The following is a 25,010-nucleotide window of genomic DNA, read 5'->3' on the forward strand; positions in this document are numbered from 1 at the left end:
GGACTATCACTACCGCATCAACGCACAGTGATGGATTGGTGGCTGTATCTACATACAGAAGTCCCTGACGATCCGGTCAAGATCGCCAGGGACCAACGATGGGGTCAAGACGCACTTTCCACAGCAACAGACCTGATCACCCACAACACCACAGCCACTACCAATGACATCGGTGCACCAGCAGAATACGACACCGCCATCGACACCAGCTACCAACACAACCTCGGCATCCAAAAAGGCTGGATCAAATAACCGCAACACGCCCGGAAAAGACACACTTTTCTTTACTTAACCCGCCAGGGTGCCCTTAGGACCCTTGACTTCAACGTTCTGGCCGTTGATGGTGACGGTGACGCCAGAGGGGACGGTCACCGGTGCCTTGCCAATACGAGACATGGTTAAACCTCCTCTTACCAGACGTAGGCGAGGACTTCTCCGCCCACGCCCTTGTTGTTGGCCTCACGGTCAGTCAGCAGACCCTGGGACGTGGAGATAATAGCCACGCCCAGGCCACCGAGAACCTTTGGCAGATTAGTGGACTTTGCGTAAACGCGCAGACCCGGCTTGGAAACACGACGCACGCCAGCGATGGAACGCTCGCGAGATGGGCCGTACTTCAGGTTAAGCTCCAGGGTCTTGCCGACGGTCTCGTCGTTAACGGAGTAGTCGGCGATGTAGCCTTCCTGCTTCAAGATTTCGGCGATGTTGGCCTTGATCTTGGAGGATGGCATAGACACGGTGTCGTGGAACGCATTGTTTGCGTTGCGCACTCGTGACAACATGTCCGCAATCGGATCAGTCATGGTCATGTGAAGTGACCTGTTGCCTTTTTCGTTACGGTTCCCGTGCTCACCCTTGATGAATCGCGTGTACCGCACGATCGCTGGCTACTCACGCTCCGCCTAACTCAGTAGTTAGGGGTGCTCGCTGCCTTTATCCGTGCGGCCGCTTCGGGCGAGGGGCCTGTAACAAAGTGGATGTACAGTTTTTCTCCCTTGTAGCGGGAGACTCTTTCCGCAGGTCATGTGGCATTCCCGGGATTTTGACGCGTTAGCGTCGAAAAAAAGAACATGGGGGTACCTACCTACGGCAAGACCTGACTAGCCTAGCAACCAGCTAAAACATGTCCAAATCCCTGCTCAGAAGCATAGAGCTGAGGTGTAGGGTCGGCGCCATTCAGGGCCGACCGACCTCACTAGCCGCACCTGCTGGCTCACACACTCACCTGCACAGCTCCACAATCCCTCCTTGTAGTAATTTGATTAGGCTTACCTTGTTCACATAAGCTTGCTCCCGTTAAGATCATGGACTTTCACGCGTCAAGGAGGGATGCATGGCTATCTCTACCCCGCATGCGCAATCCCCTTCTCAATCACACCTGGGGTCTCGCGCGGACGCTACTGCGGACGCTTCTGCCAGCGCTCCATCAGGTAAAATCCCGCGTCGCCTCGTCGGCCTCGGCGTCCTTTTCCTCCTATTGCTCGCCAGCATCGTTGCCAGCATCGTGTTTGGATCACGGCAGATCCCTTTTGGAGAAGTGTCCGCCGTGTTCCGCGATCTCGGCACGGCGTTCGGCCACGCGGAGGGGCTGAATGTGGATCAGCGCGTGATCGTCGAGCTCCGCATTCCCCGCACCCTGTTGGGCCTAGTCGCCGGTGCTGCCCTTGGCGCCTCCGGTGCATTGATCCAAGGGCACACGCGCAACCCTCTCGCGGACACGGGCATTCTCGGCATCAACTACGGTGCGTCCCTGGCCGTGGTTGCCAGCTTCTCCTTGCTGGGTGTGACGTCCGTGTGGGCTACCAGCATGTGGGCGTTCGGTGGGGCCATCGCTGCTACTGCGTTGGTGTTTAGTTTGGCGTCCATAGGAGGAGGACAGGCCAATCCAATGACGCTGGTCCTCGGCGGCGCGGCTTTGTCCGCGGTCCTCAGCGCCATCATCAGCGGTTTTATCCTCACTGACGATGCCAATCTGGATCGCATGCGCTTCTGGACCGTCGGCTCCATCGCGGGCCGGGATCTCACCGTGTTCTACGGCGTGCTGCCGTTTATCCTGGTGGGCCTCCTGCTGGCGTTCATCACGGCACCGCAGCTAAACCTCCTGAATCTGGGCGATGACATCGCCTCCGGACTGGGCATCAACACCCAGCGCGCCCGCCTGATTGGCATGGCTCTGATCGCACTGCTGGCCGGTGCCGCGACAGCTGCCGCCGGCCCCATCACCTTCATCGGCCTGGTGGTCCCGCACCTCGTGCGCGCCATCACGGGCCCTGATTACCGCTGGATCCTCCCTTACTCTGCCCTGACGGGTGCGGTGATGATGCTGTTCGCAGACGTGGTGGGCCGTCTGATCGCTCGTCCGGGCGAGTTGCAAGTAGGCATCATCCTCGCGTTCGTGGGCGCGCCGTTCTTCATCGCCCTTATTTATCGACGCCGGGTGGTGGCCATTTAATGAGTTCCCTCCTTGCCCGCCCTACCTCTTCCACTATCCCTGGGCGCCCGCCATTCCGCGTGGGCTCATTTTCTGTGGTCTGGCGCCCTCGCGCGTTGACGGTGTCTCTATTGCTGCTCGTGGCGATCGTCTTGCTAGCGGCGGTCTCCATCGGCCTGGGTGACTATCCTGTGTCCCCGGCTCGTGTGCTGGAGGTGCTGTTCACCGGCCAGGGCACCCGCATTGAGCGTCTGGTGGTTTTGGATTGGCGCATGCCTCGTGCGCTGACGGCCATTCTGGTGGGCTGTGCGCTGGGATTATCCGGAGCCCTCACTCAGTCCGTGACTCGCAATGCGCTGGCCAGCCCGGATATCTTGGGCTTCACTACGGGCGCGTCCGCGGCCGCGGTCACCGTCATCACTCTGGGTGGTGGCGCTGGTGGTTTCCTCGGCTGGCTCAGCAGCATCGGCATTCCCTTGGCCGCGGTGCTTGGTGCGGCTGTCACCGCAACGGTGATGTGGGCTCTGGCGTGGAGGAGATCGACTGATTCCTTCCGGCTAGTGCTGTTCGGCATCATCATCTCTGCTCTGTTGACCTCGTATATCAACTTCCTGATGATCCGCACGGAGTTGCGCGATGCCGCGGCCGCGCAGTTCTGGCTTACTGGCTCCCTGAGCACTGCGGACTGGTCCAAGATGTGGCCCATCGCCATTGTTGTGTTGGTGTTTACACCGCTGCTGGCCTGGATTGGTCACCAACTTTTAGCCACCTTGCTGGGCTCGGATACTGCACGGGCTTTGGGACAAAACGTCCAGGGTGTGCAGGTGCTTCTGCTCGCCGCTGCCGTGGCTTTGGCAGCAGTGGCGGTCTCGGCCGCTGGCCCCATCGGGTTCGTCGCCTTCGTGGCCCCACAGGTGGCGCTGCGCTTGTGCAACTGCTCTGCACCACCGCTTCTGGCCTCTGCGCTGACCGGCGCTGCGCTACTCCTGCTGGCAGATATCAGCACCCAAACTCTTCTGCCCGTAGAGCTGCCGGTGGGCATTCTCACCTCGGCAATCGGCGGTGCGTTCCTTATTTATTTGCTGGTCCAACGGAATAGGTCAACCACGGCATGAGAAAAGATCCCACCCTGGAAGTTAGCAGTGCCGCGAACAAAGAAGGACACATGACTCAGAAGCACAGCATGAGCGCACGCGGCCTCGCCGTGGGCTACGGCGACCGGACGGTCATCGAAGGCTTGGACGTGGACTTTCCTCGCGGGCAGATCACCACAATCATCGGCCCCAATGGCTGCGGCAAATCCACGTTGTTGCGAGCCATGTCTCGTCTCCTTCCGGCGAATGAGGGCGAAGTGCTGTTAGACGGCGCCGATATCTCATCCATCAGGCGCAAGGACCTCGCACGGACCATCAGCGTGCTGCCACAAACCCCTACCGCCCCGGAGGGACTCAACGTGGCTGATCTCGTCTCGCGCGGTCGGCACCCACACCAATCGTGGATCCGTCAGTGGTCGTCCACGGACGAAGCCGAGGTGCACAAGGCGCTGGAAATGACTGGCTCGATGGGGCTGGCGGAGCGCACCCTGGATTCTCTGTCCGGAGGGCAGCGGCAGCGTGTGTGGATCTCCATGGTTCTTGCGCAGAACACGGACATCCTGTTCCTGGACGAGCCCACCACCTACCTGGATCTGGCCACGTCGGTAGAGATTTTGGAGCTGGTGCAGCGTCTACGCCGAGAGCTGGATCGGACTGTGGTGATGGTGCTGCACGATCTCAACTTGGCTGTACGCTACAGCGATAATCTCGTGGTGATGAAGGATGGACAGGTCCTCGCCACCGGGCGTCCCAGCGAGGTCATTACCCCAGAGCTACTGCTCGAGGCGTTTGCCCTCAACGCGCTAGTCATCGAGGATCCTGTCACCGGCGGTCCGCTGATCGTCCCCAAGTGACGATCAGGGCTTAGTCCTCCATCAGCTCCTGGGCGGGAGTCTTCTTGGACTTCCGCCAGTTGATCATCGCGGAAATCACCACCGGAGTCACAGACACCAGCACGATGACGATGGCGATCATGTCGATGCGATCCGCAATGCCCGGGATATCCCCCAGCAGCACGCCAATGCCGACCATGCTGACAATCCACAGCACTGCACCCGTGACGTTCCATCCCACGAACTTCTTGTACGGCATCTCCGCGGTACCAGCGGCCACGGGAATGTAGGTACGCACGATCGGGATGAAGCGCCCCAGTACCAGAGCCAACGGCCCGTACTTCAGGAAGAAAGCCTCGGCTTGTTCGAGGTGCTCGGTTATGAGGATCTTGGCGTCGGGCTTAAACAACTTGCGGCCAAAGCGGTGGCCGAGCCAGAAACCTACCTGGTCGCCCAAGAACGCCGCGACGATGGCCACGCCCACCAGAATCGGAACGTTCAAGCCCAGCTGATCGCGCAAGATTGCCGCGGTGACCAGCATGGAATCGCCGGGGAGGAACGGGAAGAGCACGCCGGATTCAATAAAGATAATCAGCGCAATGCCGCCGAGCGCCCAGCCGCCAAAGCTCTGGAGCAGGGTGGTGGCGTCCATGAGGTCGCTTAAGTGCACAGGGAATCCCTTCTAGAAAACAACTGGTCTATTCTTACCCCGGTTTCTGACCGGAATACAGGCAGCTCGCCCCTAGCGTGCATCCGTTATCCCCATGAGTGCCCGTCCCCTAGCCAGCAACAGCAAAACCGCCCCAGCACGTTCATGCGGGGCGGTTCGGCAGTTGATTCAGACTACTTCGTGGCGTCTGCCAACGGCTGCTCGATCTTGTCCAGCAGGTAGTTCAGGCTCAGCACGGTCTGCCATCCGAAGGCCTTTTCCAGGTCGCCTTCCAGGTAGACACTGTGTCCGTCCTTCACGGCGGGCAGCTTGCCCACGATCGGATCCTCGGTCACAGAAGCCTTGCTCTGCTTCGGAGAGTAAGACAGTTGATCCCACACCAGCACGTCAGAGTTGATCTGGTCTGCGTTTTCCTTGGAGACCTCACCGTAGAACTTGTCCTTGGTGATGCCCGCGTAGGCCGGGTTGATCTTGAATCCCAGCTCGGTGAAGAAGCGGCTACGCGGATCGCCCTCGGCAAAGACAGCCAGGCTCTCGTCGGAGACAGTGGCCACGCCGAGTTCCTTTTCGGCCCATTCTGGGTGGCGGCCCTTGAGCTCTGCGAACTTCTCCTTGACCTGCTCCACCTGGCGCTTTGCCTCTTCAGGCTTGCCCACGGCCTGCCCGATCTCTTCCGTGGTCACGTCCCATGGTTGCTGTAGTTCTTCGTATTCGCCCTTTTGTACGACGACAGGGGCGATCTCAGACAGCTTCTTGTACGTGTCTTCATCGATGTCCGAGTACACGGCCACGATGAGGTCTGGATTGTCCTTGGCGATGGCTTCCGCGTTGACTTCTGTGTCCTTGTCGATCCGAGGAGTGTCGCCCTCGATCTTGTCATTGGACCAGTTGCCCGCAGCCTGACCATCCGGGGTCATTCCGTCCCAGTACTTCACGGAGACAGGAGTAACTCCCAGCGCCAGCAGTGCGTCCTGATCCGTGTAGCCCAAGGAGACCACGCGCTGCGGGGCTTCCTTGATTTCGGTGGAGCCGTAGCGGTGCTCGATGGTGGTGGGGAATGCGCCCTGCTCGGCGTTGACTGCCTGGGAGTCCCCGGAATTTCCGGACTGGTCATCAGTCGAGCAAGCGGTCAGTGCCGCGCCCAAGGTCAGCACAGCAGCGGTGCTAACGAGAATCTTCTTGAGTGTCATTTTTCTCCGTTGTTACTGGTGACGGATTTCCGCGCGAGGCGTGGCCCGTACACAAAAGGGAAAGGTCAAACCTTTGGTTGGATATATCCAGCCCTATGTCCAAAGAATTCGGTGGCGGTCAGTTCCGAGTTGTCGTCGAGACGAACACGATCCAGAACAATCGCCGGCGCCGGCACGTTGGCACGGGGCGATCCACAGACCACCGCGATTCCTCCCTCGTGAGGGATGGTGACTCGGCCGGGGGTTCCGCCGAAGCGGCCCTGCGAGACGTGCGCGGAAAGCACGCGGACGCGCTGGCCTCGGAATTCAAAGTAAGCATTGGGGTACGGGTCGGACTGCGCCCTGACCAGCAAGGCGATATCTTCCGCAGGTTGGGTGAAATCTATGCGAGATTCCTGCTCGCCGCGCTTGTGGAAGTACGTAGCGCGGGTGGGATCTTGAGGTTGCGCAGTGGCGGTGCCTTGGGCGACGTCACTCAATGCGCGTTCCACGAGGGGCTCGATGAGGTCGATGGTCTTGGCCACGAGATCCGTGGTGGTGTCCTGCGGACCCACGGGGATCGCGCGCTGGGCAACGATGGGTCCGCCGTCCAGCACTTCATCCATCTCGTGCACAGTGACGCCCACGTGAGTTTCCCGGTTCAACAGCGCCCACAGGATGGGCGAAAATCCGGCGTACTCGGGCAGGAGACCATCGTGGACATTCAATGCGCCGTGCTTGGCCAGGCTGAAAACCTCGGGAGGAAGCCAGGTTCGCCAATTGTTGGCCACGATGATGTCTGGTGCAGCATCGCGCAACGCCTCAATGACGTCTTGACCCACGCGCTCAGTGACACACACCTGGAGCTCATGTTCGCTGGCGAGCTCCTCAACGGAGTCTGCCCACATTTGCTCATAAGGGTGATCGCTGGCAGGGTGCGTAACTACCAAAACTACTTCATGACCAGCATTGATGACCGCAGACAACGTCCGGTGTCCCCACGACTGATAGCCGAAAACAGCAACTCGCATGCAGGGGATGTTAGCTTAGGTTTACCTATGTAGTCAATGATGAAAGTGGCGCAATTTTCATGCCAGACTCCCCGGACGTGACCACCCTTCACCGAATCTCGGTGCCCGCGGATGCGGAAGCCCTCGTTTTCCCGGACCCCTACCGCTCGAACGTCGAGCTCACCGAATCGATGTCCACCGTCGATGTGCGCATCCCGGCGCACTCAGCAGTGACCTATAGCTTTCAATCCGGCGAGCTGAAATATCCCGATCCACATAACGCACACGGCGCAGGCCCACAGGCGAGCCTATTGAGCGGCGATTCTGTGGACCAGACACTCTGGCCGCCTCGCTCCCCAGAAGTCATCGCGGACTTGCCCGGCGCACGCCTGTCCATCGACCGGAAGGTATTCGGCAGGCGCTGCACCGCGCGCCTCGATGACCGCGGTGCGGATACCACCGTGGTGTTTTTGGATGGCGATGACTGGATCCATCTGCATGACCTCACGGGCGCACTGGACCGGGCAGTCACGGCAGGGCTTATCCCCCAGATCAACCGCGTCTTCCTGCCGGCAGCCAAAGACCGCAGCGAGGAGTACACCTCCCAAACATTCGCCAGCGCACTGGCCACCGAGCTTCCGCCGATCATCAACAGCAGCCACATAGTCCTGGTGGGGCAAAGCTTCGGCGGTCTCTCCGCCCTGCGCGCAGCTCTTACGGCTTCCACCGAAACCACGCCTGCAATCAAAGGAGCCATCGCCCAGTCCCCTGCCGTCTGGTGGTCCGCTGACCGTTCTGCAGAGCTCGCGGACACGCTCTCGGACGGGCCCGCAGGAGGCGACATTGCCGCACAGCTCACTGGCCCCTCACTCGAAAATCCTGCGGCTCACAGTGGCTCCGGTCTGGCACGCATCGTACTGACGTGCGGTGCAGAAGAGCCGCCCATGCAACGACACGTGGATGCAGTGGCCGATGCCCTGACACGCCGCGGCTTTCCCACCACCAATCACCGCACGCCCGGTGGCCACGACCCTGCGATGTGGCGCCACGGGATCATCCCGGCACTCGCCGAATTGCTGGGCTGAATCTACGAGCGCGCCTCCACAAACTCCGCCACGCGCTCGACTGTCCGCAGACCGTAGAATTCGCGCACGCCAACCTCCACTCCCAGCTCTCCACGCAGCAGTGCGCAGAGCTTGATGACCGCCATGGAGTGCCCACCCATGTCAAAGTAATCAGCATCCACCGGCACGTCCTCGGGCTCAATATCTAGCGATTCGGCAAACAGCTCCGCCGTGATCTCCTCGGTTTCGTTCGCCGGTTCGCGGCCCTTCTCCGTGATCCTTTCTCCCTCACCCAGTGCAGCAAGGTCGGTCTTTCCATTCGACGTCACCGGCAACTCATCCACGATCGACCATCGATCCGGGATCATGTAGCTGGGCAGTTCCTCGCGCAATGCATTACGCACGCCAGTCAGGAAACTCTGCCGCTCCCCCTGGTCCGCATCGCGCAGTTGTGGGGCCACGAGGTGACAGGCCAGGAGTGTGGCGTCGGATATACGAACAGGAACGGTCACGCAGTGGAGGATGCGGGGATCAACGCCGCGGGACACGGCGGCCGAGACGTCGCCGGGATCCACGCGGTGACCACGAATTTTCACCTGATCGTCGCTGCGTCCGAGGTACTCGAACATGCCATCCGCACGCACGCGGACGATGTCTCCCGTGCGATACATCCGCTCACCCGGGGCGCCCCACGGGCAGGCGACCATGGAGCTGGCGGTGCGCGCCGCGAGCCCATGATACTCCTGCGCTAAGCCGCTGCCCGCGAGGTAGAGCTCACCCGGCGCTCCTGTAGGAACGGGGCGCAACCACGGGTCCAAAACGAACGCCGCCGTGCGATCCACCGGCATTCCGATCACGGGCGTGGCGCTCTCATCCGTGCCAGCACCCAGGGCGTTGATGGTGTACTCGGTGGGTCCATAGAGGTTGTATCCGCGCACGTCATCGGCCTTTCGCAAGGTCTCCCACACGCCGTGCGAGACAGCCTCGCCGCCCAAGAGCACCAGCCGCGGGCGATGCGCGCCGGATTCCAGCATCCCCTCCGCGAGCAGCTGCTCGGCAACGGTCGGGGTGACGTTGATGACATCCACCTGATGCGCGCGAATGGCCTCAACCATGGCCGCAGCATCGCGTCGCAAATCCTCGGAGAAGATCCGCACCTCGTGGCCTTCCACCAGCCAAAACAGCTCTTCCCACGACATATCGAAGGCGAAGCTGATGGCATGCGCGATCCGCAACGTCCGCCCATCGGCAGCAGCTGGGGCGAAGATCTTGCGCCGGTGATTGTCCAGCATGTTGTGCAGCCCGCGATGCTTGATCACCACGCCCTTGGGCTTGCCGGTCGATCCGGAGGTGTACATCAGGTAGGCATCGTCCCCGGGCACCGCCGCAGGCGTGTGGGTGGTGGCGTGGGAATCGGCAGTGGTGACGTCGACGCAAGGAAGCGCACCGATCCGCTCCATGCGCTCCCGAGAACTCGAGTCCACCAGCGCGGCTGCGGGCTGGCTGTCCTCCACGAGGACCCGGAGCCGCCCATCGGGGTGCGTCAGATCAAGCGGCGCGTAGCGCACCCCTGCCCACAGGGCTCCCAGCAGAGCCACCACCGAATGCGCGGAGCGCTCCACCGCAATGGCGACAGTATCGCCGCTGGTCACGCCGCAATTCTTGATCTTTTCCGCAATGTCGGAACAGCGAGCAATCAGCTCACCGAACGTCCACTGCTGTGCGTCATCCGCTAGCGCGATGCGATCTGGGAAGCGCTGGGCGGTGTCCTTGAGCTCATCCGCAATGGTGCGGTCAATGCCTTCGGCCTTCTGCCAGGAAGCCATCTGCTCCGTCGTGCTTTGCGGGGAAGAATCCTCCGCTCGGGCTGGCGCCAACTGGGCCAGCTGAGCGAGCGGGACCTCTGGTGTGTCCACAAACGCGGTCAGGACTTCGGTCGCGGCCTTGAGCACGGAATGTGCGAGGGACTCGTCCACCACGTCGTGGCGGAATTCCAGCTTGATGCCCAGCTTCGGCCCCGGAGTGAATACCCAGGTCAGAGGGAAGTGCGTGGAATCTTCCGCGCGCTCCTCCACAACCCCGTGGCGTTCCCGAAGTTCCGCTGCTGCCTGCGGATCGAGGAAGTTCTGCACCACCACCATGGAATCGAACAGCGTGCCTACCCCCAGCTGCCGCTGGATGGCGCCGAGGTCCGCGGAATCGTGGTCCATATCCTCGATGCGCTGGCGATAAACATCCTGGACCAGTTCTTCTATGCTCTGGCCGGGCCGAGCTGTCACTCGCACTGGCACTGTGTTGAGCAGCACTCCCACCACATCAGACATGGCGGGGTCGCTCAAGGCATCGCGGCCACTGACAGACTGACCAAACACCACATCCGAATCCCCTGTGACAGCACCCAAGGCCACGGCCACGGCTGCGTTGACCACGGAGGTCAACGTCACGGCCTGCGCCCGGATCTTTTCCTGCAGTGCGCCGGTCAGCTGCTCGCTGACCTCGGCAAACACCTGGCGAGGCAACTCGCTACCAGCGTGCTCTGAAGAGATATCCGCGGCCTGCGGGGCAACGAGCGTGGGCTGAGACAACGTCTCTAGGCGATGTACCCAATAGTCGCTATCTGCCTGCTCTTTGCGAGTGTCAACGGACTCGAGCAGGGCGTCAGCAATAGAACAACCGCGAGGAACCAACTCTCCCGCACCCTGCGTGCGGGCCTGGCCGGACCTCAACGTCAGCCTCTCGAGGAAGGTTTGCAGCATCACTGCACGCGACCAACCATCGACCAGAACCAGGTGGTAGGTAAGAAGCAGCGTGTCGCCAGGCTGTCCGTCACTTCGGCCGGTGACGATGGTTGCCTTCGCCAGCGGCACGGATGCGAGATCGATGCCCGCGCTGCGATCAGCGTGCATGATCGCCTCGAGATCCCCTTCGGTGGTCTCGACGGGGAGGTCAATGCCCTGTCCACTCCACGGCAAGTTCTGCACGGGTTGGCCGGAAGCATCGGTGTGGAACTCCGCGCCCATGGCTGGATGCACGGTCACTGTGTCCCGGAAGGCTTCCACCACGGCCTCGGCATCCAGTCTCCGGTCAAACGTCAACGCAGTCTGTGCAACGTAGGCACCCGGTGCTGCCACCTGTGACTGGAACCAGATTCCGCGCTGCAGCACGCTCAGCGGAGCGCGGCGTCCTGAGGATTGCTCGCGGCTGACGTGCTCCTGCAACTCGCGAGCAACCTCGCCGATGGCGCTGCGCAAACGCTCGGCGGAAATCACCGCATTCACCACGGACAGCTCCATGCTTACGGCCCGCTCGCTAGACCACACATCGGCCTCCACCAGGTAATCCGTCCACTGGCAGGCGGCATCGCCCGGCGCGTGGAGGACAGCGCCAGTCTCTCCCCGTCCGAGGTAGTTGACCAGGATCTGTGCCCCATGGGCCAGGGTTCGCTGCCCTTGCGGGTGTGTGTATCGCAGTGCCTGATAAGTGCGGCGGTCCGGGGCTGTGCCGTCCTCGTGGAGCGCGCGCATTTCCGCTGCGGCACGTGCTGCATCCGCTGGATCAGCCAACGGGATTTCCACCGGCGCGATGGTGGTAAACCATCCGAGGGTTCGACCATAGGAATGATCAGCCGGACGTCCGTGGCCTTCTACGTCCACGGCCCAGCTCCGCGCGTCCGTGCCCATTGTTCGAGCCACCGCGACGGTCACCAGTCCTGCCACGAGGTCCTGAACGTCCACACCCATCACGTCGGGTGCAACGCTCTGCAGGACCTGCGCGGTCTGTCCGTCAATGTTCACTTCGAGCGTGCTCACATGATCCGTACTCCACTGGTTCGAGTCCTCGACGGGCCGTGGCAGCGTAGCCAGTTCACTCCAGTGCAGGGCATCCTGAGCTGCTGCGGTGTGAGCATCGTGCAGTTCTTGCAGGCAAAGATCCTTGTAGCTCGCCTGCCCGGAGAGAATCCTGCGCCCTGCGAGCGCATCGCGCAGATCGTCTTCCAGAATCATCCAACTGGCGCTATCGATCACCGCGTGATGAGCAACGGCCTTGACGTACCCATCCACACACCCGAGCACCACGCTACGACCAGCAGCAATATCGATGTGATCGATCAATGCATCCACGTCCAAAGCCCGCACAACCATAGGGCCGTCTCCCTCGGCACCAACAAAGTGCGCGAACGCAGAACTGGTGTCCACGCGCGTACGAAGCATCGGATGTGCCTGCGCTACCTGCTGCAGGGCCTGTTCCAAGTCCTCCACAGCGACTGGCCCCAGATCCAAGCGGCGCGCCTGCACAAAGCGGTCGCTCATGCCTCTTTCCATCTGCCTGCGCAGCATCGCCGGGATGGGGAAAGCCCCCGAGATCTCCTGGTGCCCGTCCTTGGGCAGGGCTTCTTCCTGGCTCTGCCTTGTTTCCTGGATTTTCTGCTGGGTGGCCTGCGGCGTGACCCGCTCGGCAATCTTGCGTGGCGTGCGGCCCAAGAAGAAGTCCCGCGGAGTCACGTTGAGATCAGCGCGCGCCAGCGCGTGAGTAACGCGGATGGCAAGAATACTGTCTCCACCTAAGCGGAAGAAGTCCGAGTCCGGCTCCACCTCGGCGCGGTCCAAGCGAAGTGCATCAGCAATTGCCTGCGAGATCGCCTCCACCAGATCCGAGGTGCCCGAAGCCTGCTGAGCAGCAGGAATCTCACCCAGAAGGTCCAGGATCGCGCGCTCATCCCGCTTGCCATTGATGGTCTGCGGCACCTGCGTACTCACCGCGAATAGCTGCGGAACCATGTAGGCAGGGAGCGCGTCTCGGGCCGCTGCGGCAGCTCGGGAGGTGATCGCCTTTGCGTCGGCACGAGAATCCGTAATCAACAACGCACCCGGCACCTGGCCTTCGGGCAGATCGACGACCACCACGGTGGCCTCCCGCACACCGCTGACCTTCTCCAGCGCGCTCTCGATCTCCCCCAGCTCCACGCGATAACCGCGCAGCTGCACCTGCCTATCGGCGCGGCCCACGTAATCCAGATGACCGTTGTTCAGCACCTTTGCCATGTCATTGCTGCAGTACATCCGCGCGCCGCCGCCAACGAAAGGATCGGCCACGAAGCGGGAGGCCGTGGTAGAAGCAAGCCCCCAATAACCCGCGGTGACCTGCGGCCCGGCGACGTACATCATGCCGGTCTCTCCAGGCTGCACCGGCTGTAATTGCGCGTCCAGAACATAGGTACGCAACCCGTCCATCGGGCGGCCGATCGGGCTGCGGGCCTCCCCTGCATTCTCGGAGCATTCGTGTGCTGTGACGTGCACTGTCGTCTCCGTGATGCCATACATGTTGATAAACCGAACATTCGGATGAGCACTGCAGTAGGCAGCCTCCGCGCGGGCCTCCAAGGCCTCGCCGCCGAAGATCACCGTGCGCACCGCAGAGTCCTGCCCGAGGTGCGGCTCCAACGCGGCAAAGGCGGTTGGGGTCTGGCTCAGCACCGTGATGGCTTCGGCACGCAACACCTCTGCGGCATCCTCGGGCGAGCGCATCAGCGCATACGGCATCACCACGGCACGCCCGCCGGAGCTCAGCGCTGCCCACATCTCCCACACCGAAAAGTCAAAGGCGAAGCTGTGGCTGATCGACCACACGTCCTCCTGCGAAAACTCCACGTGGCTGCGAGCATTGCCCAGCATCGCGGTCACGTTGGCGTGTGTGACGGCCACGCCCTTCGGCCGCCCTGTGGAGCCGGAGGTGTAGATCACGTAGGCGATGTCATTGGCACGGGCCACGCTTGCCGACCGGCCCGCAGGCGGCTTCGCTTCCCCGCTCATCGTCTGTTCACTGACCACGAGGACGGGACAATCTACCAGCTCAGAGACCATTTTTTCCGCGCTGGGAGACACCAGCACGGCATCGGGCTGGCAATCCTCCAGGATCAATTCCACCCGCGCTTGCGGGGACAACGGATCCACGGGAACGTAGGTGCCGGCGGACATCGTGGTCGCCAGAATGGCCGCAACCTGCCACGCATCGCGCTCCATGAGCAGGGCTACTCTCGGGGTGTGGATGGCAACCTTCCGGTCCAGCACAGCGCGTATACGCTGAGCGGCGTCGTCTAGTTCTTCGTAGGTCCAATGCTCCGCAGCACCGTCTTCTCCGATGCTGGTCAGGGCGGGCCGGTCGCGGGAGTGCTCGAAGCTGCGTCGCCACAAAGAAGGAAGCGTGTCCACACCAGATACCGCACCCAACGCCTCTGCAACCTCACCCACGGTCGCCACCGCACCGGATTCAGACAGCAAAGAATCCACACTCACCGCGAGCATCTGCGCGATCCTTTCGGCACGTACCTCGGTGATTCGCTGCGGATCGTAGATCAGGCGCAGTGGGTGCTCAGCGGAAGGGTTGACCACGACGGACAGGGGAAAGTGCGGCGCGCCATTGTTGCGCACGTCAGCAACCTGTAGTGGCGAGCCGGGGCAGCCCACGTCCTGTGGAGATAGCGGCACCTCCACCACCATCAACGTATCCAGCAGTTCGCTGGCGTTGGTTCCCAGGTCGCGGGCAATATCAGCCAGGCTGACGTGCTGCACATCGCGGACCTGATTGTTGTGATGGACCATGGCGTGCAGCATGCTGGTCACCGGCAGGGTGGGATCAGATTGCCCCGGCGCGACCACCGGGATGGTGTTGAGCTGCATGCCCACGGCATCGGCCACGCCAAGAACGGGAATGTCACGGCCGGAAACGGAAGTGGCAAACACCACGTCAGCCCCAGGTTCGCAGCCCACCAAGGTGCGAAGGACCAGCCCCCACGCCGCGTGCACCACATCCGGCAGGCCCACACCCGCTGCCCGAGCACGCTCAGACAAGCCAACAGTCCGCGGATCGTCTACCAGCAACTCCCGGCGCTCGAGCGAACTCGAAGGATTAGGGCACAGCACCGTGGGGCGTACCTCGCGCATTTCCTCGCGCCAGACGGACATATCGGCTTCCGCGTCTCTGCGCGCCACCCATCGCACGCTGCCGGCCATTCCGGCGTCCGGGTCGTAGCGCGGGATTCGGGCATCGTCATCCCGGTAGATCTCCAGGAGATCCCGCAGCATGATGGGCACGGACCATCCGTCGGCGATCAGGTGATGCACCGTCTGGATCACGGCGATGTCCTGGCCACACACCGCACCATCGACACTGGTCGGGAGCACAACGGTCCATCGCATGAGCGGCTCGGGCGCGGCATCACCGGGCGGCTGCAAGGAGATTCCCCGCGAGAGGTCATCAGCGGCAATCTCTTCCGTACGCTGCACGAGCCACCCGTCTAATCCAGGCCCAGCCAACTCGGCAGGCACCGTCACGTCCCGAAAGTCCACCCGCAAATGCTCGGCAATCCCCGGATCAATCACGGCAACCACATCGCCACCGTCAGTTTCCCAAGGGCGGGTGCTCAGTGCGGGGTGGCGTCGGATCAAATTACGCGCAGCGCGGGCGAATCGCTCCCGGTCAAACGGTTCGCTGCATTCCACCCGCAAGACCTGTTGCTCCACATACGAGCTGGCCGATTCCTCGAATAGCGAGTGGAAGTACATGCCGTGCTGCAGCGGGGTCAGCGGCAGCACGTCCTGCAGCTCCGCGGAGCTCTGCGCAGTGATTCGTGCCAGGTCCGCAGAGTTCACGGGTGCGGGGGCAACGTCGCCCACGGACAACACGCCGTGATCGGCAAGCGCTGCCACCTCGCGCAATGCCACATCCCAGTGCGCGACCAATTCGTCGATCCGTTCGGGGGAGATCCTGCCGCGCGCCCAGGAGATCGTGGTGCGCAGGACGTATCCCTCGCCGGTGTCTTCGGCGATCGCGTTGAACTCCAGCTCGCGGACCAACGGCTGGTCCGGGTCGCGTTGCTCGCCGAGTTGGCCGGTGGAACCCGCGGGAGCGAAATCTTGTGCTCCTGCGGATACGCGCCCCAAGTAGTTGAACAGCACCTGTGCCTGCGGAGGGGTCTTCGCGGACTGATGCAACCAGGTGTGGGCCTGGTAAGGAACGCCGTTGCCGGGGATGGCCGCGAGCTGGTCTTTCACTGCGTTGAGTGCCAGCGCTAGCGGGGCGATGCTGCCCTCGACCTCTGTGGAGGCCTCCTGCACTGCCGCCCGGGTGGGGTCGATCAGCATGGGATATAGGCAGGTGAACCAGCCCACCGTGCGTGAAAGGTCTGCTTCCCTGCCCTGTGGCCCGGGTACGAATCGGGTTTCGCGGCCGTGCCCCTCCATCTCCACCAGGGTCCATGTTTGTTTGTTTCGACGCCAACGCGCCAACGCCACGCTCAATGCCGTAAGCAATACGGAATTCGCCCCCGTGCGGAAAGCGTGGGGCACCGCACCCAGTAATTCGTCCGTGATCTGCACTGATGCCTCATGTACCACGCTGCGCTCCTCACGGACTGTGGGCGCTTTCTCGGGACTATCAGCAAGCGCTGGCACCTGCGGGTCCCGCAGAGGTTCATCTGCACTCGGCAATGGGGGCAGGGAACTATTGGCATCCTCCGCGAATTCGCCAGTATCAACGGCCTGTTGCAGCAGCTGCGTCCATCGGCGCAGGGACGTCCGCTCCGGCGCGAGCTGTTCCCCGCGATACGCCGCGGCGAGGTCCTCGCCGATAATGTTCCATGACACGCCATCGACCACCAGGTGATGCACCACAAGGCGCAATCTTCCGGGCACCAGCCCAGCCGCTACCACCACTCCGACTGCCGGATCCAGCAGTTCAGAAAGCGCAGCGATGTCCGTGGTGGGGTGGATCGCCACCGCTTCTTCGGCAGATTCCTCCGGGAGTTCCAGCCGCAAGGGATTCCGCTGCACACGGGCCCGCAGTGCAGGGTGCGCCTGCAGCACGTCAGCCACCATTCGCCCGGCCAGCTGCGCATCCACATCTTCTGGAACTGAAAACTCCACGGACTGAATGAAGCCGTCCACGTGATCAGTAATGGAATCGAACCAGCGCAGAATCGGCAGCGACTGCACCTCACCGGTTGGTTCATCGTCTGGATCCTGCACGAAGGTTCCGCGCTCTTCGGCGCACCGAGCCAGTTGCTGTGGAGTGCGCGCAGAGAAAATATCTCCCACACTCACCTCCACCCCGCGCCGTCCCAGAGCCGAGACCAGGGTGATGGCCCGCAGGCTATCGCCACCGATATCGAAGAAGTCCGTCTCCGCACCCACCGCGCTAACCCCCAATGCTTCAGCCATTGCCTCCGCGAGCAGAGCAACGGTTTCCCCGTCACGTTCAGCATCGGCCGGGGCATCAGTGAGCGAGCTCCAATCAGGTTCCGGCAGTGCCTTCCGATCCACTTTTCCGTTGGCCGTCCGCGGCAACTCATCCATGACGGTGATAATCGCGGGCACCATGTATTCGGGCAGTACCTCGGCACACCAACTACGGATCGCAGCACCCACGAGGCCCGCAGTCACCGTCACGTAGCCCAGCAGTCGCCCCTCCCGAGCAATCACGCTCGCCGCCTCCACATCTGGGTGTCCCACCAGCGCAGATTCCACGTCCTCCAACTCCAGACGCATGCCACGGATTTTCACCTGATTATCGGCCCGCCCCACGAATTCCAGCGAGCCGTCGTTGTGCCGGCGCACCAGGTCTCCCGTGCGGTACATCCGGGTTCCGTCCGACGCAAACACATCCGCAACAAAGCGGCTGGCCGTGAGTCCTGGGGCATTGATATACCCCTTGGCCAGCAGGAATCCGGCCACATAGAGTTCACCAATTTCTTGGTCTGGAACCACCCGCAGGTGCTCATCGAGCACATAGAGCCGACAGTTGGGATTGGCCACACCGATGCTCGTGTTGAGGCGATCCTCGTCGTCACGGTAGATGACGTGGGAGACACCGATGGTAGCTTCCGCTGGCCCGTACCCGTGGTACAGCGGGATGGCCAGCTGCTGGCGAAAGCGACGGAACAGCGCCTGGGTGAGCATCTCTCCGCCACACCAGACATGCCGCAAGCTGTCTAATAGATTCGTGCCTTCGGCCTGTTTGAGCATGACGTCGAGAACACTCGAAACCAGATACGCAAACGTCACGCCCTCGCGATGGATGAGGCGGGCCAAGCGTTGGGGGTCTTGCTCCACGCCCGGCGCGGCCACCACCACGCGGCCCCCGCAAACCAGCGGCAGGAAGATCTCATTGATGGAGATATCAAAGGCCAGCGGTGCCTTGAACAGGGAGGCATCATCGCGGCCGAAGAACAGGATCTGATCGCGCTGCCAGAGCAAGCGCTCCACGATCGCACCGTGGCGGATCATTGCGCCCTTTGGGCGGCCGGTGCTGCCAGAGGTAAAGATGACGTACGCAACGCTGTCCGTGGACGGCGGGGTGAACAGCTCGCGGGTGGCATCGAGGTCGAATAGCGCGTCTTCGGTGAGCGCGCAGTTGTCCGGCGTGAGTACGAAGCTCAGGCTGGCATCGTGGGTGACGGATTCCCGGCGCGCCTGCGGCCACGAGGGGTCTAGCGGGACAAAACTGCCACCGGCGAGCAACGTGGCGACGATACCCACCACCATCTCCGCGCTGCGCGGCAGGGAGATTCCCACACTCTGACCAGCGTCAATACCGTGTTCCCGCAAATTTCGCGCTACAGCAGTTGCATGGGCGACGAGCTGCGCATAGGTCCGTCTGTGCCGGTCATCCACCACTGCGAGCGCATCCGGGGTCTCCTGCGCATGCTGCAGGAGCAGGCTAATCAGGTCCGGGCGATCGCGATCCTGATCCGTGTCATTCCATATGCGCTGCTGGGCGATCCGATCCTGTTCACTGCGGCCATGACCGATGACGGCGCCGCCATCTCGAGAAGCAAGCGTATCGCCAGAGGAAAACGGAGTGTGAGCAGACGATCGGGTGGGCACAAAGAGCCTTTCGGTTGATGGGGAAACAGGGAATCAGACGCGGATGGCGGACGTCGGGCTAGGTGTCAGCCAACCTCAAGCGGAGCACGGCTCGGGAAAATCAGCCTGCGATCAGGTGCGAAGAATCCCGATGTTGCTCGGAGCGGAGATCTTCATCCGCCGGCGCACGATGCGTGCGTTGCTGACCCGTGATGGCCTCCACCAGTTCCCCGGAGCGGGTCGCGATGTTGGAGAGCAACGTGGAACCGAGTCCATGCGTGGCCTCAGTTGCTCCCTGCACGAAGAGTCCTGGCACGCGCTCGCCATTGAGCACGGCGCCGTAATCCCTAGTGACGGTGAATTCTTCACTGCCGTGACTATCAGCGTGAATCCCCGCAAGACCGCGAGATCGGAAGCCCGTGGCGCACACCACCACGTCAAAGTTTTCTGTCACCACGTCTCCGGTTACTCGGTGGCGAATGTCCACGTCGACGCTGCCGTCGGAACAATTACGCGCACCGAGCACCTCCGTGGTCCGGCGAATATCGAGCCGCTGACGCCCGGTGACGCTTTCCCGATACTGACGGTCGTGGAGCTCATCGAGGAGCTCAGATTCCACGCAGGCGTAATTGGTGTACCGGTGGCGGATCAACAGCTCGTTGCGGATCGCATCGGGCGCATGGAAGAAGTCATCAACGGCCTCCGGGTCGAACACCCGATTGGCGAAGGGGCTGTCATCGGCGGGGATGAAGCCGTAGCTGTTCAAGCTGCCCGTGACGGTATCGATATGCGGGCAATCGTGGAAGTACCGGATGGCCTCGGCTGCGGACTGGCCCGCGCCGATCACCAAAGCTCGGCGGATATCCCACCCACTGTTCAGCAGCTTCTTGGTGCGCGGGAGCAAATCGATGTTGTGGAAGATGCGCGAGGTGTCCAAGGAGCTGTCCTCTGCCCACGCAGGCATCTTGGCTTCCAGCCCGCGGGCAACCACCACGTTGCGGCAGCGAATGGACTCCGACTGCTGAGCTCGCTGCCCTTCGGACTCACCGCTTCCTAACTTCCTGCGGACGTGCACCACAAAACGAGCTCCGTCTGCGGCCAGTTCCGGAAGCGTCTCGATGGACGTCACGGTGGTGTTGTACTGCGTGTCCACGGTGATGTGATCCGCGATCCATCGGAGGTAATCGGCGAATTCCACGCGTTCCGGGGTGAAGGTTTGGCGGTTAATGAAATCAATCAAGCGGTCGCTGTGATGCAAGTAGTTGATGAAGCTGAAGCGGCTCTGCGGATTGCGCACCGTAACCAGGTCTTTAAGGAAGCTGATCTGCATGTTGGATCCTTCGAGGAGCATGCCTGGGTGCCAGTTGAATTCCGGGCGGGCTTCCACAAAGAGTGCATCGAGTTCTGGAGCTTGCTCTTCGATAGCTACCGCGAGCCCGAGGTTTCCGGGGCCGATGCCGATCCCGACGATGTCGCGGACGGAATTTTCGTGGGTACTGCGCTCTGCGGATGTCTGAGCTTGACGATCGATGATGGTCACTATGGCCTCTCTGTAGGATGCGCCAACCAACTTCTTAGGGTAGGCAATGCAAAGGGTAGGCTAACCTATCTTCTATTGCTCAACAACCCCCTAGCGGGAATTGCTCACCCCGCGTCCGCAAACTCCCAGCTAGAGGCTTCACATCAACTACGTCCTCGGCTACCGACTGGAAGGCCCTCCCCACACACAGGACCACCGTGGTACGCCCGCGGCGAATATCTCTCACCGCACGCGCCACTTTCATGCCCGTCATTGAATCCACTGACGAGACCGGATCAACCATCACCAACATCTCCGGCTCAGCCAGTAGCGCTCGTGCCAATCCCAGCCGCTGCCGCTGACCACCGGAAAGATTGCGCGCACCTTCGGTCAGCTCGTGATCCAATACCCCGGCTGAATGAGCCGCCCCCGGCGCCAGTTCATCGAGCCCTAAGGCGTTAAGAATGTCTACTGCATCCTCCGCCCTGCCCTCTCCAGAGCTCCGCAGCACCGCCTGCCCCACTGTGTCCCCAAACAATGCCGGCTTCCGAGGCTCGGCAAGCACAGCGGAACGCACATCGTCTACCGAGATCTCGCAAATATCGCGCCCCCGGATCCACAGTTGTTGAGTTTGTGGCCTAGTCAGGGAGCCAAGCTCCATCGACTCCCCCGCGACCAACGCATCCACCAGAGCATCTGCCCATGCGGCTGAACAGTGCACCACCGTCAGTCGCCCCTCTGCGAACGCCACGGAAGCCTGCTCTGATCCCTCGACCTCGCCGTCTCCTTCGGCCTCACCGTCTCCACCGCGCATGGAAATGGCAGGCGTGCCAATCTGAGCAGATGGCACGCCCTGCCCCTCACGCAGCCGCTGAGCTTCCGCCACGCGCTGCAGCCTCCGAACGGAAGCCCTCGCCAATCCAATGAAGCGCGGCATTCTGCTGCACTGCCGCATCGGCTCCGCGATAAATTGTGACAGCGCCACCACGGTGACCAACTCCCCCAACGTCACATCGCCGGAAATGGTTCGATAGCCCGCGTACAGGCCCACCGCACTCAGCAACAGCACATTGCTGCCCATCGCCACGGCTTCATAACCTCCGCTGACCCACGCGAGCTTCCGAGCATCCGCACACGCCTCTTCAGATTTACGCGCATATCCACGGTAGGCCGGATGCGCGCCAGCCACTCCCGAGATCACCGGCAGCCCCTGCAGAATGTCGGTCATGCGCGCGGTCACTCGCGCGAGCAGAGTTTGTTGCCGCTCCGCGCGGCGTTCAATGATCTGAGACAGCCGGTGCAGGACTATCAACACCACCGCGCTGAGCACCAACACCACCACTCCCAGTGGCAGATCAATCAGCGCCAGAACAATCGTGCAGAAAATGGCTCCCACCAGCGCACTGATCCCCACCGGGACCACTTCGATGATGTCTACCGCCTGCACCACGTCTTCACCCACCACCGTGGGCAATTCCTGGCGAGGCAGACTGTCCGCATCGTCGGAATGCCCACCATGGCTCACCACCTGCGAGGTGATGCCTGCCCGCAATTCACATACGTTCCGAGCCGACGTAGCCTGCAGTATCCGGAACCCTGTCTGCCAGCTCACAGACACCGTCGCCAGCGTAGCGCCTAAGGCTGCGATTCCACCCACCAGGTGCCACACATTCTCGCTAGCGATAAGACTGTGCGCCAACCATCCCAGTAACACCGCAATCATGGCTTCTGCCACGTGGTAGATGCTCAGCAACAAGCCACTCAGAGCCATCGCGCGAGAATTTTTTCTGACCAGCCCGCGCAGCGTCACCACCTTGTTGTCAGACACGCGCCTGCCTCCCCTGCTCATTCCAGGCGGTCCACATATCGGCATATGTTCCGTTTCTTGCTGCCAGCTCCTCGTGCGTACCTGTTTCCACCACGCGCCCGCGCTCCATCACCACCACGCTATCGGCGGAGGTTGCTTGGCTGAGCCGGTGCGCAATCACCATCGCCGTCCGTCCGCGGATCGCCGCGCGGGCAGCGTCCTCCAAGGACATCGAAAAGGCCTCGTGTGATTGCTGTGTTTCCTCGAGGTCACCGTCATCTTCGGCCGTTGATTCGTCAAGAATGACGACGCCAGCCCGAGACAATGCCACCCTGGCCAGCGCCAGACGCTGTGCCGCCACCGCATCTACGTGCAGGCCCCCTTCGCCCAGCATTGTGTCTAAGCCCTGCTTGTCGCCATGGGACAAGGATGTGCACCAATCTTCCGCACCGGTTCGGCGCAGCGCATCCCATATTTCTGCGTCGCTGGCACCTTCGGCTGCCAGCAGGAGATTATCGCGCAAACTCATCGCGAAGACGTAGTTTTCCTGGGAGGCAACGCAAAAGATCGAGCTTCTTTCTTGCGCACTCATTCCCACCACGTCGCACCCCCCAACGGTGATCACACCCGGCTCTGCCATCTCGAGGGTTCCAGAGACAATTTCCGCAACCGTGGACTTGCCAGCTCCCGATCCGCCGACCACGCATACCGTGCACCCCGCAGGGATGTGGAACGCCAAGTCATGCAAGATCTCTGGGCCATCCTCGTACCGATAATTCAGGCCCTTGACCTCTACAGCTGGACTCTGCCGATGCGAGGAGTAGTCATCAATCGGCTGTGGCGTATCCGCACCCGCGGAGCGAATGAGTCCCACGATGCGCCCCAAGGCCGCCCCGCTGCGCTGCAGTTCATCAAAGGTGAACAGAATCGTGCCGATCGGCACGAACTGACGGTGGAACAGAATCAACGCTGCCGAGATCTCGCCCACCGTCACCGCATCTTCGCGGAAGAGCAACCAGCCTACGACAGACAGGGCTGACAACCCCATGAACTCCGCGAAGTTCTCCCGCGCCACCAGCCCGGAAAACACACGAAACGCAGCGATTGATTCGTCCCGCGAAGCCTGCGCGTAGCGCCTGGTGAGACCTTGGCGGCTATCCACCAGCCGATGCGAACGAACCGAACGAATGCCCTCCATAGAACCTTGCAAGGAACCGATGACACCGGCTTCTAATTCGCGTTGGCGTCGATACAAAGGGGCAGAACGAGGAAGATACCATCGCAACCCCAGCGCATAGAACGGAATCCCGCACAGCCCCGCCAACGCGAGGCGCCAATCCAACCCCGCTATTCCAGCGCTGGCCACCACGACCATCACCAGCGCGCTGAGGGTCGATGGAACCGACTTGCGGGCACTGCTCACCAGCGCGGCGACATCCGCACCAACTCGGCCCAGCACCTCTCCCCGGCCCAGGGACTCCACCGTGGTGGAAGGCAGATTCAGCACCGCGGCGACGGCGCGCTCACGCAACTTCGCAACTACCTGGGCAATCGTCACACCCGTCAGCGCCTCCGCAAGGCCAGCGACAACGGCAGTACCAACACACGCCACGGCAGCCCACACAATCACCTTCAGCACGCCAGACTTGCCGTCACCGGCGGCTACCGCATCGATGACGCTGGCCAGCAGATAAATGGGCACCAGAGAGAGCAAGGCACCGGCGAAAGTGAACAGCACCGCACTAATTGCTGGAGTTGCGGTGCGACGGAGCAGGCGGCCAATCTCCGCAGCGGACTCACCAGGCAAAGCAGTGGGAAGTACGGCACTCACTTAAGCGTGAGACTTTCCTGCCGGTTGCAAGGTGGTCCACTCGCGGTCGATGAACTCCATCGCCTCGTCCCGCGATACCCCGCCGTCTACGCCACGGGAAGGGTCTCCCAGAGCCACGGTCCATCCGTCTGGCACGGCGGCGAACGTAGGCCACAACGAGTACTGTCCCTCGTCGTTGATAAGGGCGAAGAAGCTGCCCTGTTCGTCATCAAACGGGTTGCTAGACAACACGCGCTCCTTGTCTCATGATGCGGAAATAACGGGTTTATGGGCTGCGTTGGCCAAAGTGGTGGCACAAGTGCAGCAAGCGTGAATTAACTTAGCATAACCTAATATGCAGCTTTTGAGGGTTAAGTAAAGAAAAGTGTGTCCGCATGCCACCATAACCCCAGACCACACACCACAAATCACCAAAGAATAGCTCCCCGAAAGCTATTACCCACACCATCCCGCACCTCCGGCCACATTTGTGCTAACCGCACACCGGTTGGATTAAAGGATGACCACCAACCGCCCCAGCTGCCCACTATGCGGCAACAACACAAAGAAAAACGGCACCACCAGCAAATCAACCACCCGTTGGCGCTGCACCCACTGCGGACACTCCTTTACCCGCAACACCCAAACCCACAACAAAAATACCGCCACCATGGCTTTGTTCATCCAATGGGCCACCGGCACCCAATCTCTAACCACCTTCGCCGCACACCATGGCGTAACCAG

General features: G+C 61.8%; 14 protein-coding genes and 2 pseudogenes. 6 read left to right on the forward strand and 10 right to left on the reverse strand.

Annotated elements, in window-relative coordinates:
• A pseudogene (locus JQ46_RS07780) lies at positions 1-252 on the forward strand (IS1249 family transposase); the annotation flags it as partial.
• 45 nt (positions 253-297) lie between these two features.
• On the opposite strand, the pseudogene rplF reads toward JQ46_RS07780, so the two are convergent.
• Both rplF and rpsH read right to left on the reverse strand, forming a co-directional pair.
• Positions 298-396 (reverse strand): annotated as a pseudogene (rplF, locus tag JQ46_RS11105) (50S ribosomal protein L6); the annotation flags it as partial.
• Positions 397-410: 14 nt separating this feature from the next.
• Entirely contained in the window at positions 411-809 is a 399-nt protein-coding gene (rpsH, locus tag JQ46_RS07785; RefSeq protein ID WP_034986964.1) for a 30S ribosomal protein S8, read from the reverse strand.
• Positions 810-1,333: 524 nt separating this feature from the next.
• On the opposite strand from rpsH, the gene JQ46_RS07790 reads away from it, so the two are divergent.
• From JQ46_RS07790 to JQ46_RS07800, 3 genes are read left to right on the forward strand one after another with little or no spacing between them, the layout of a single operon-like run.
• Positions 1,334-2,452, forward strand: a complete 1,119-nt coding sequence (locus tag JQ46_RS07790; protein ID WP_005325331.1) for a FecCD family ABC transporter permease — start codon at positions 1,334-1,336, stop codon at positions 2,450-2,452.
• Entirely contained in the window at positions 2,452-3,546 is a 1,095-nt protein-coding gene (locus tag JQ46_RS07795) for a FecCD family ABC transporter permease (RefSeq protein WP_005325330.1), read from the forward strand. The genes JQ46_RS07790 and JQ46_RS07795 overlap by 1 nt, the downstream gene beginning before the upstream one ends.
• 50 nt (positions 3,547-3,596) lie before the next feature.
• Positions 3,597-4,379 (forward strand): ABC transporter ATP-binding protein, encoded by a 783-nt coding sequence (locus JQ46_RS07800; protein ID WP_019176090.1) that lies wholly within the window; start codon positions 3,597-3,599, stop codon positions 4,377-4,379.
• A gap of 10 nt (positions 4,380-4,389) precedes the next feature.
• Here the strand turns inward: JQ46_RS07800 and JQ46_RS07805 are convergent, their stop codons facing one another.
• The 3 genes from JQ46_RS07805 to JQ46_RS07815 form a co-directional block, all read right to left on the reverse strand.
• Positions 4,390-5,028 (reverse strand): DedA family protein, encoded by a 639-nt coding sequence (locus JQ46_RS07805; RefSeq protein ID WP_202805413.1) that lies wholly within the window; start codon positions 5,026-5,028, stop codon positions 4,390-4,392.
• Positions 5,029-5,201: 173 nt separating this feature from the next.
• A complete protein-coding gene (locus tag JQ46_RS07810) occupies positions 5,202-6,218 on the reverse strand; it encodes an iron-siderophore ABC transporter substrate-binding protein (RefSeq protein WP_005291893.1) in 1,017 nt (338 codons plus the stop codon).
• A 65-nt stretch (positions 6,219-6,283) separates the two neighbouring features.
• Entirely contained in the window at positions 6,284-7,228 is a 945-nt protein-coding gene (locus tag JQ46_RS07815) for a methionyl-tRNA formyltransferase (protein ID WP_005325328.1), read from the reverse strand.
• Between the two features lie 77 nt (positions 7,229-7,305).
• Between JQ46_RS07815 and JQ46_RS07820 the strand changes: the two genes are divergently transcribed.
• The gene (locus tag JQ46_RS07820) at positions 7,306-8,292 is read left to right on the forward strand and encodes an alpha/beta hydrolase (RefSeq protein WP_224784305.1); all 987 of its coding nucleotides are present in this window, start codon (positions 7,306-7,308) and stop codon (positions 8,290-8,292) included.
• Between the two features lie 2 nt (positions 8,293-8,294).
• On the opposite strand, the gene JQ46_RS07825 is transcribed toward JQ46_RS07820, so the two are convergent.
• From JQ46_RS07825 to JQ46_RS07845, 5 genes are all read right to left on the reverse strand, one after another.
• Positions 8,295-19,151 (reverse strand): non-ribosomal peptide synthetase, encoded by a 10,857-nt coding sequence (locus JQ46_RS07825; RefSeq protein ID WP_034986968.1) that lies wholly within the window; start codon positions 19,149-19,151, stop codon positions 8,295-8,297.
• 100 nt (positions 19,152-19,251) lie between these two features.
• A complete protein-coding gene (locus tag JQ46_RS07830) occupies positions 19,252-20,670 on the reverse strand; it encodes a lysine N(6)-hydroxylase/L-ornithine N(5)-oxygenase family protein (protein WP_011274124.1) in 1,419 nt (472 codons plus the stop codon).
• A 79-nt stretch (positions 20,671-20,749) separates the two neighbouring features.
• Positions 20,750-22,420 carry an ABC transporter transmembrane domain-containing protein gene (locus tag JQ46_RS07835; protein ID WP_237744781.1) on the reverse strand — a complete coding sequence of 557 codons (1,671 nt, stop codon included), beginning with the start codon at positions 22,418-22,420 and terminating at the stop codon, positions 20,750-20,752.
• A 49-nt stretch (positions 22,421-22,469) separates the two neighbouring features.
• Positions 22,470-24,287 carry an ABC transporter ATP-binding protein gene (locus JQ46_RS07840; protein WP_011274126.1) on the reverse strand — a complete coding sequence of 606 codons (1,818 nt, stop codon included), beginning with the start codon at positions 24,285-24,287 and terminating at the stop codon, positions 22,470-22,472.
• Positions 24,288-24,515, reverse strand: a complete 228-nt coding sequence (locus JQ46_RS07845) for an MbtH family protein (RefSeq protein ID WP_011274127.1) — start codon at positions 24,513-24,515, stop codon at positions 24,288-24,290.
• A gap of 271 nt (positions 24,516-24,786) precedes the next feature.
• Here JQ46_RS07845 and JQ46_RS11110 point away from each other — a divergent pair.
• Positions 24,787-25,010: IS1/IS1595 family N-terminal zinc-binding domain-containing protein (locus JQ46_RS11110; RefSeq protein ID WP_080719467.1), on the forward strand; the 224-nt coding region annotated here is incomplete at its 3' end.

The sequence above is a fragment of the Corynebacterium jeikeium genome (genome assembly GCF_000738175.1).
Taxonomy (GTDB): Bacteria; Actinomycetota; Actinomycetes; order Mycobacteriales; family Mycobacteriaceae; genus Corynebacterium; species Corynebacterium jeikeium_C.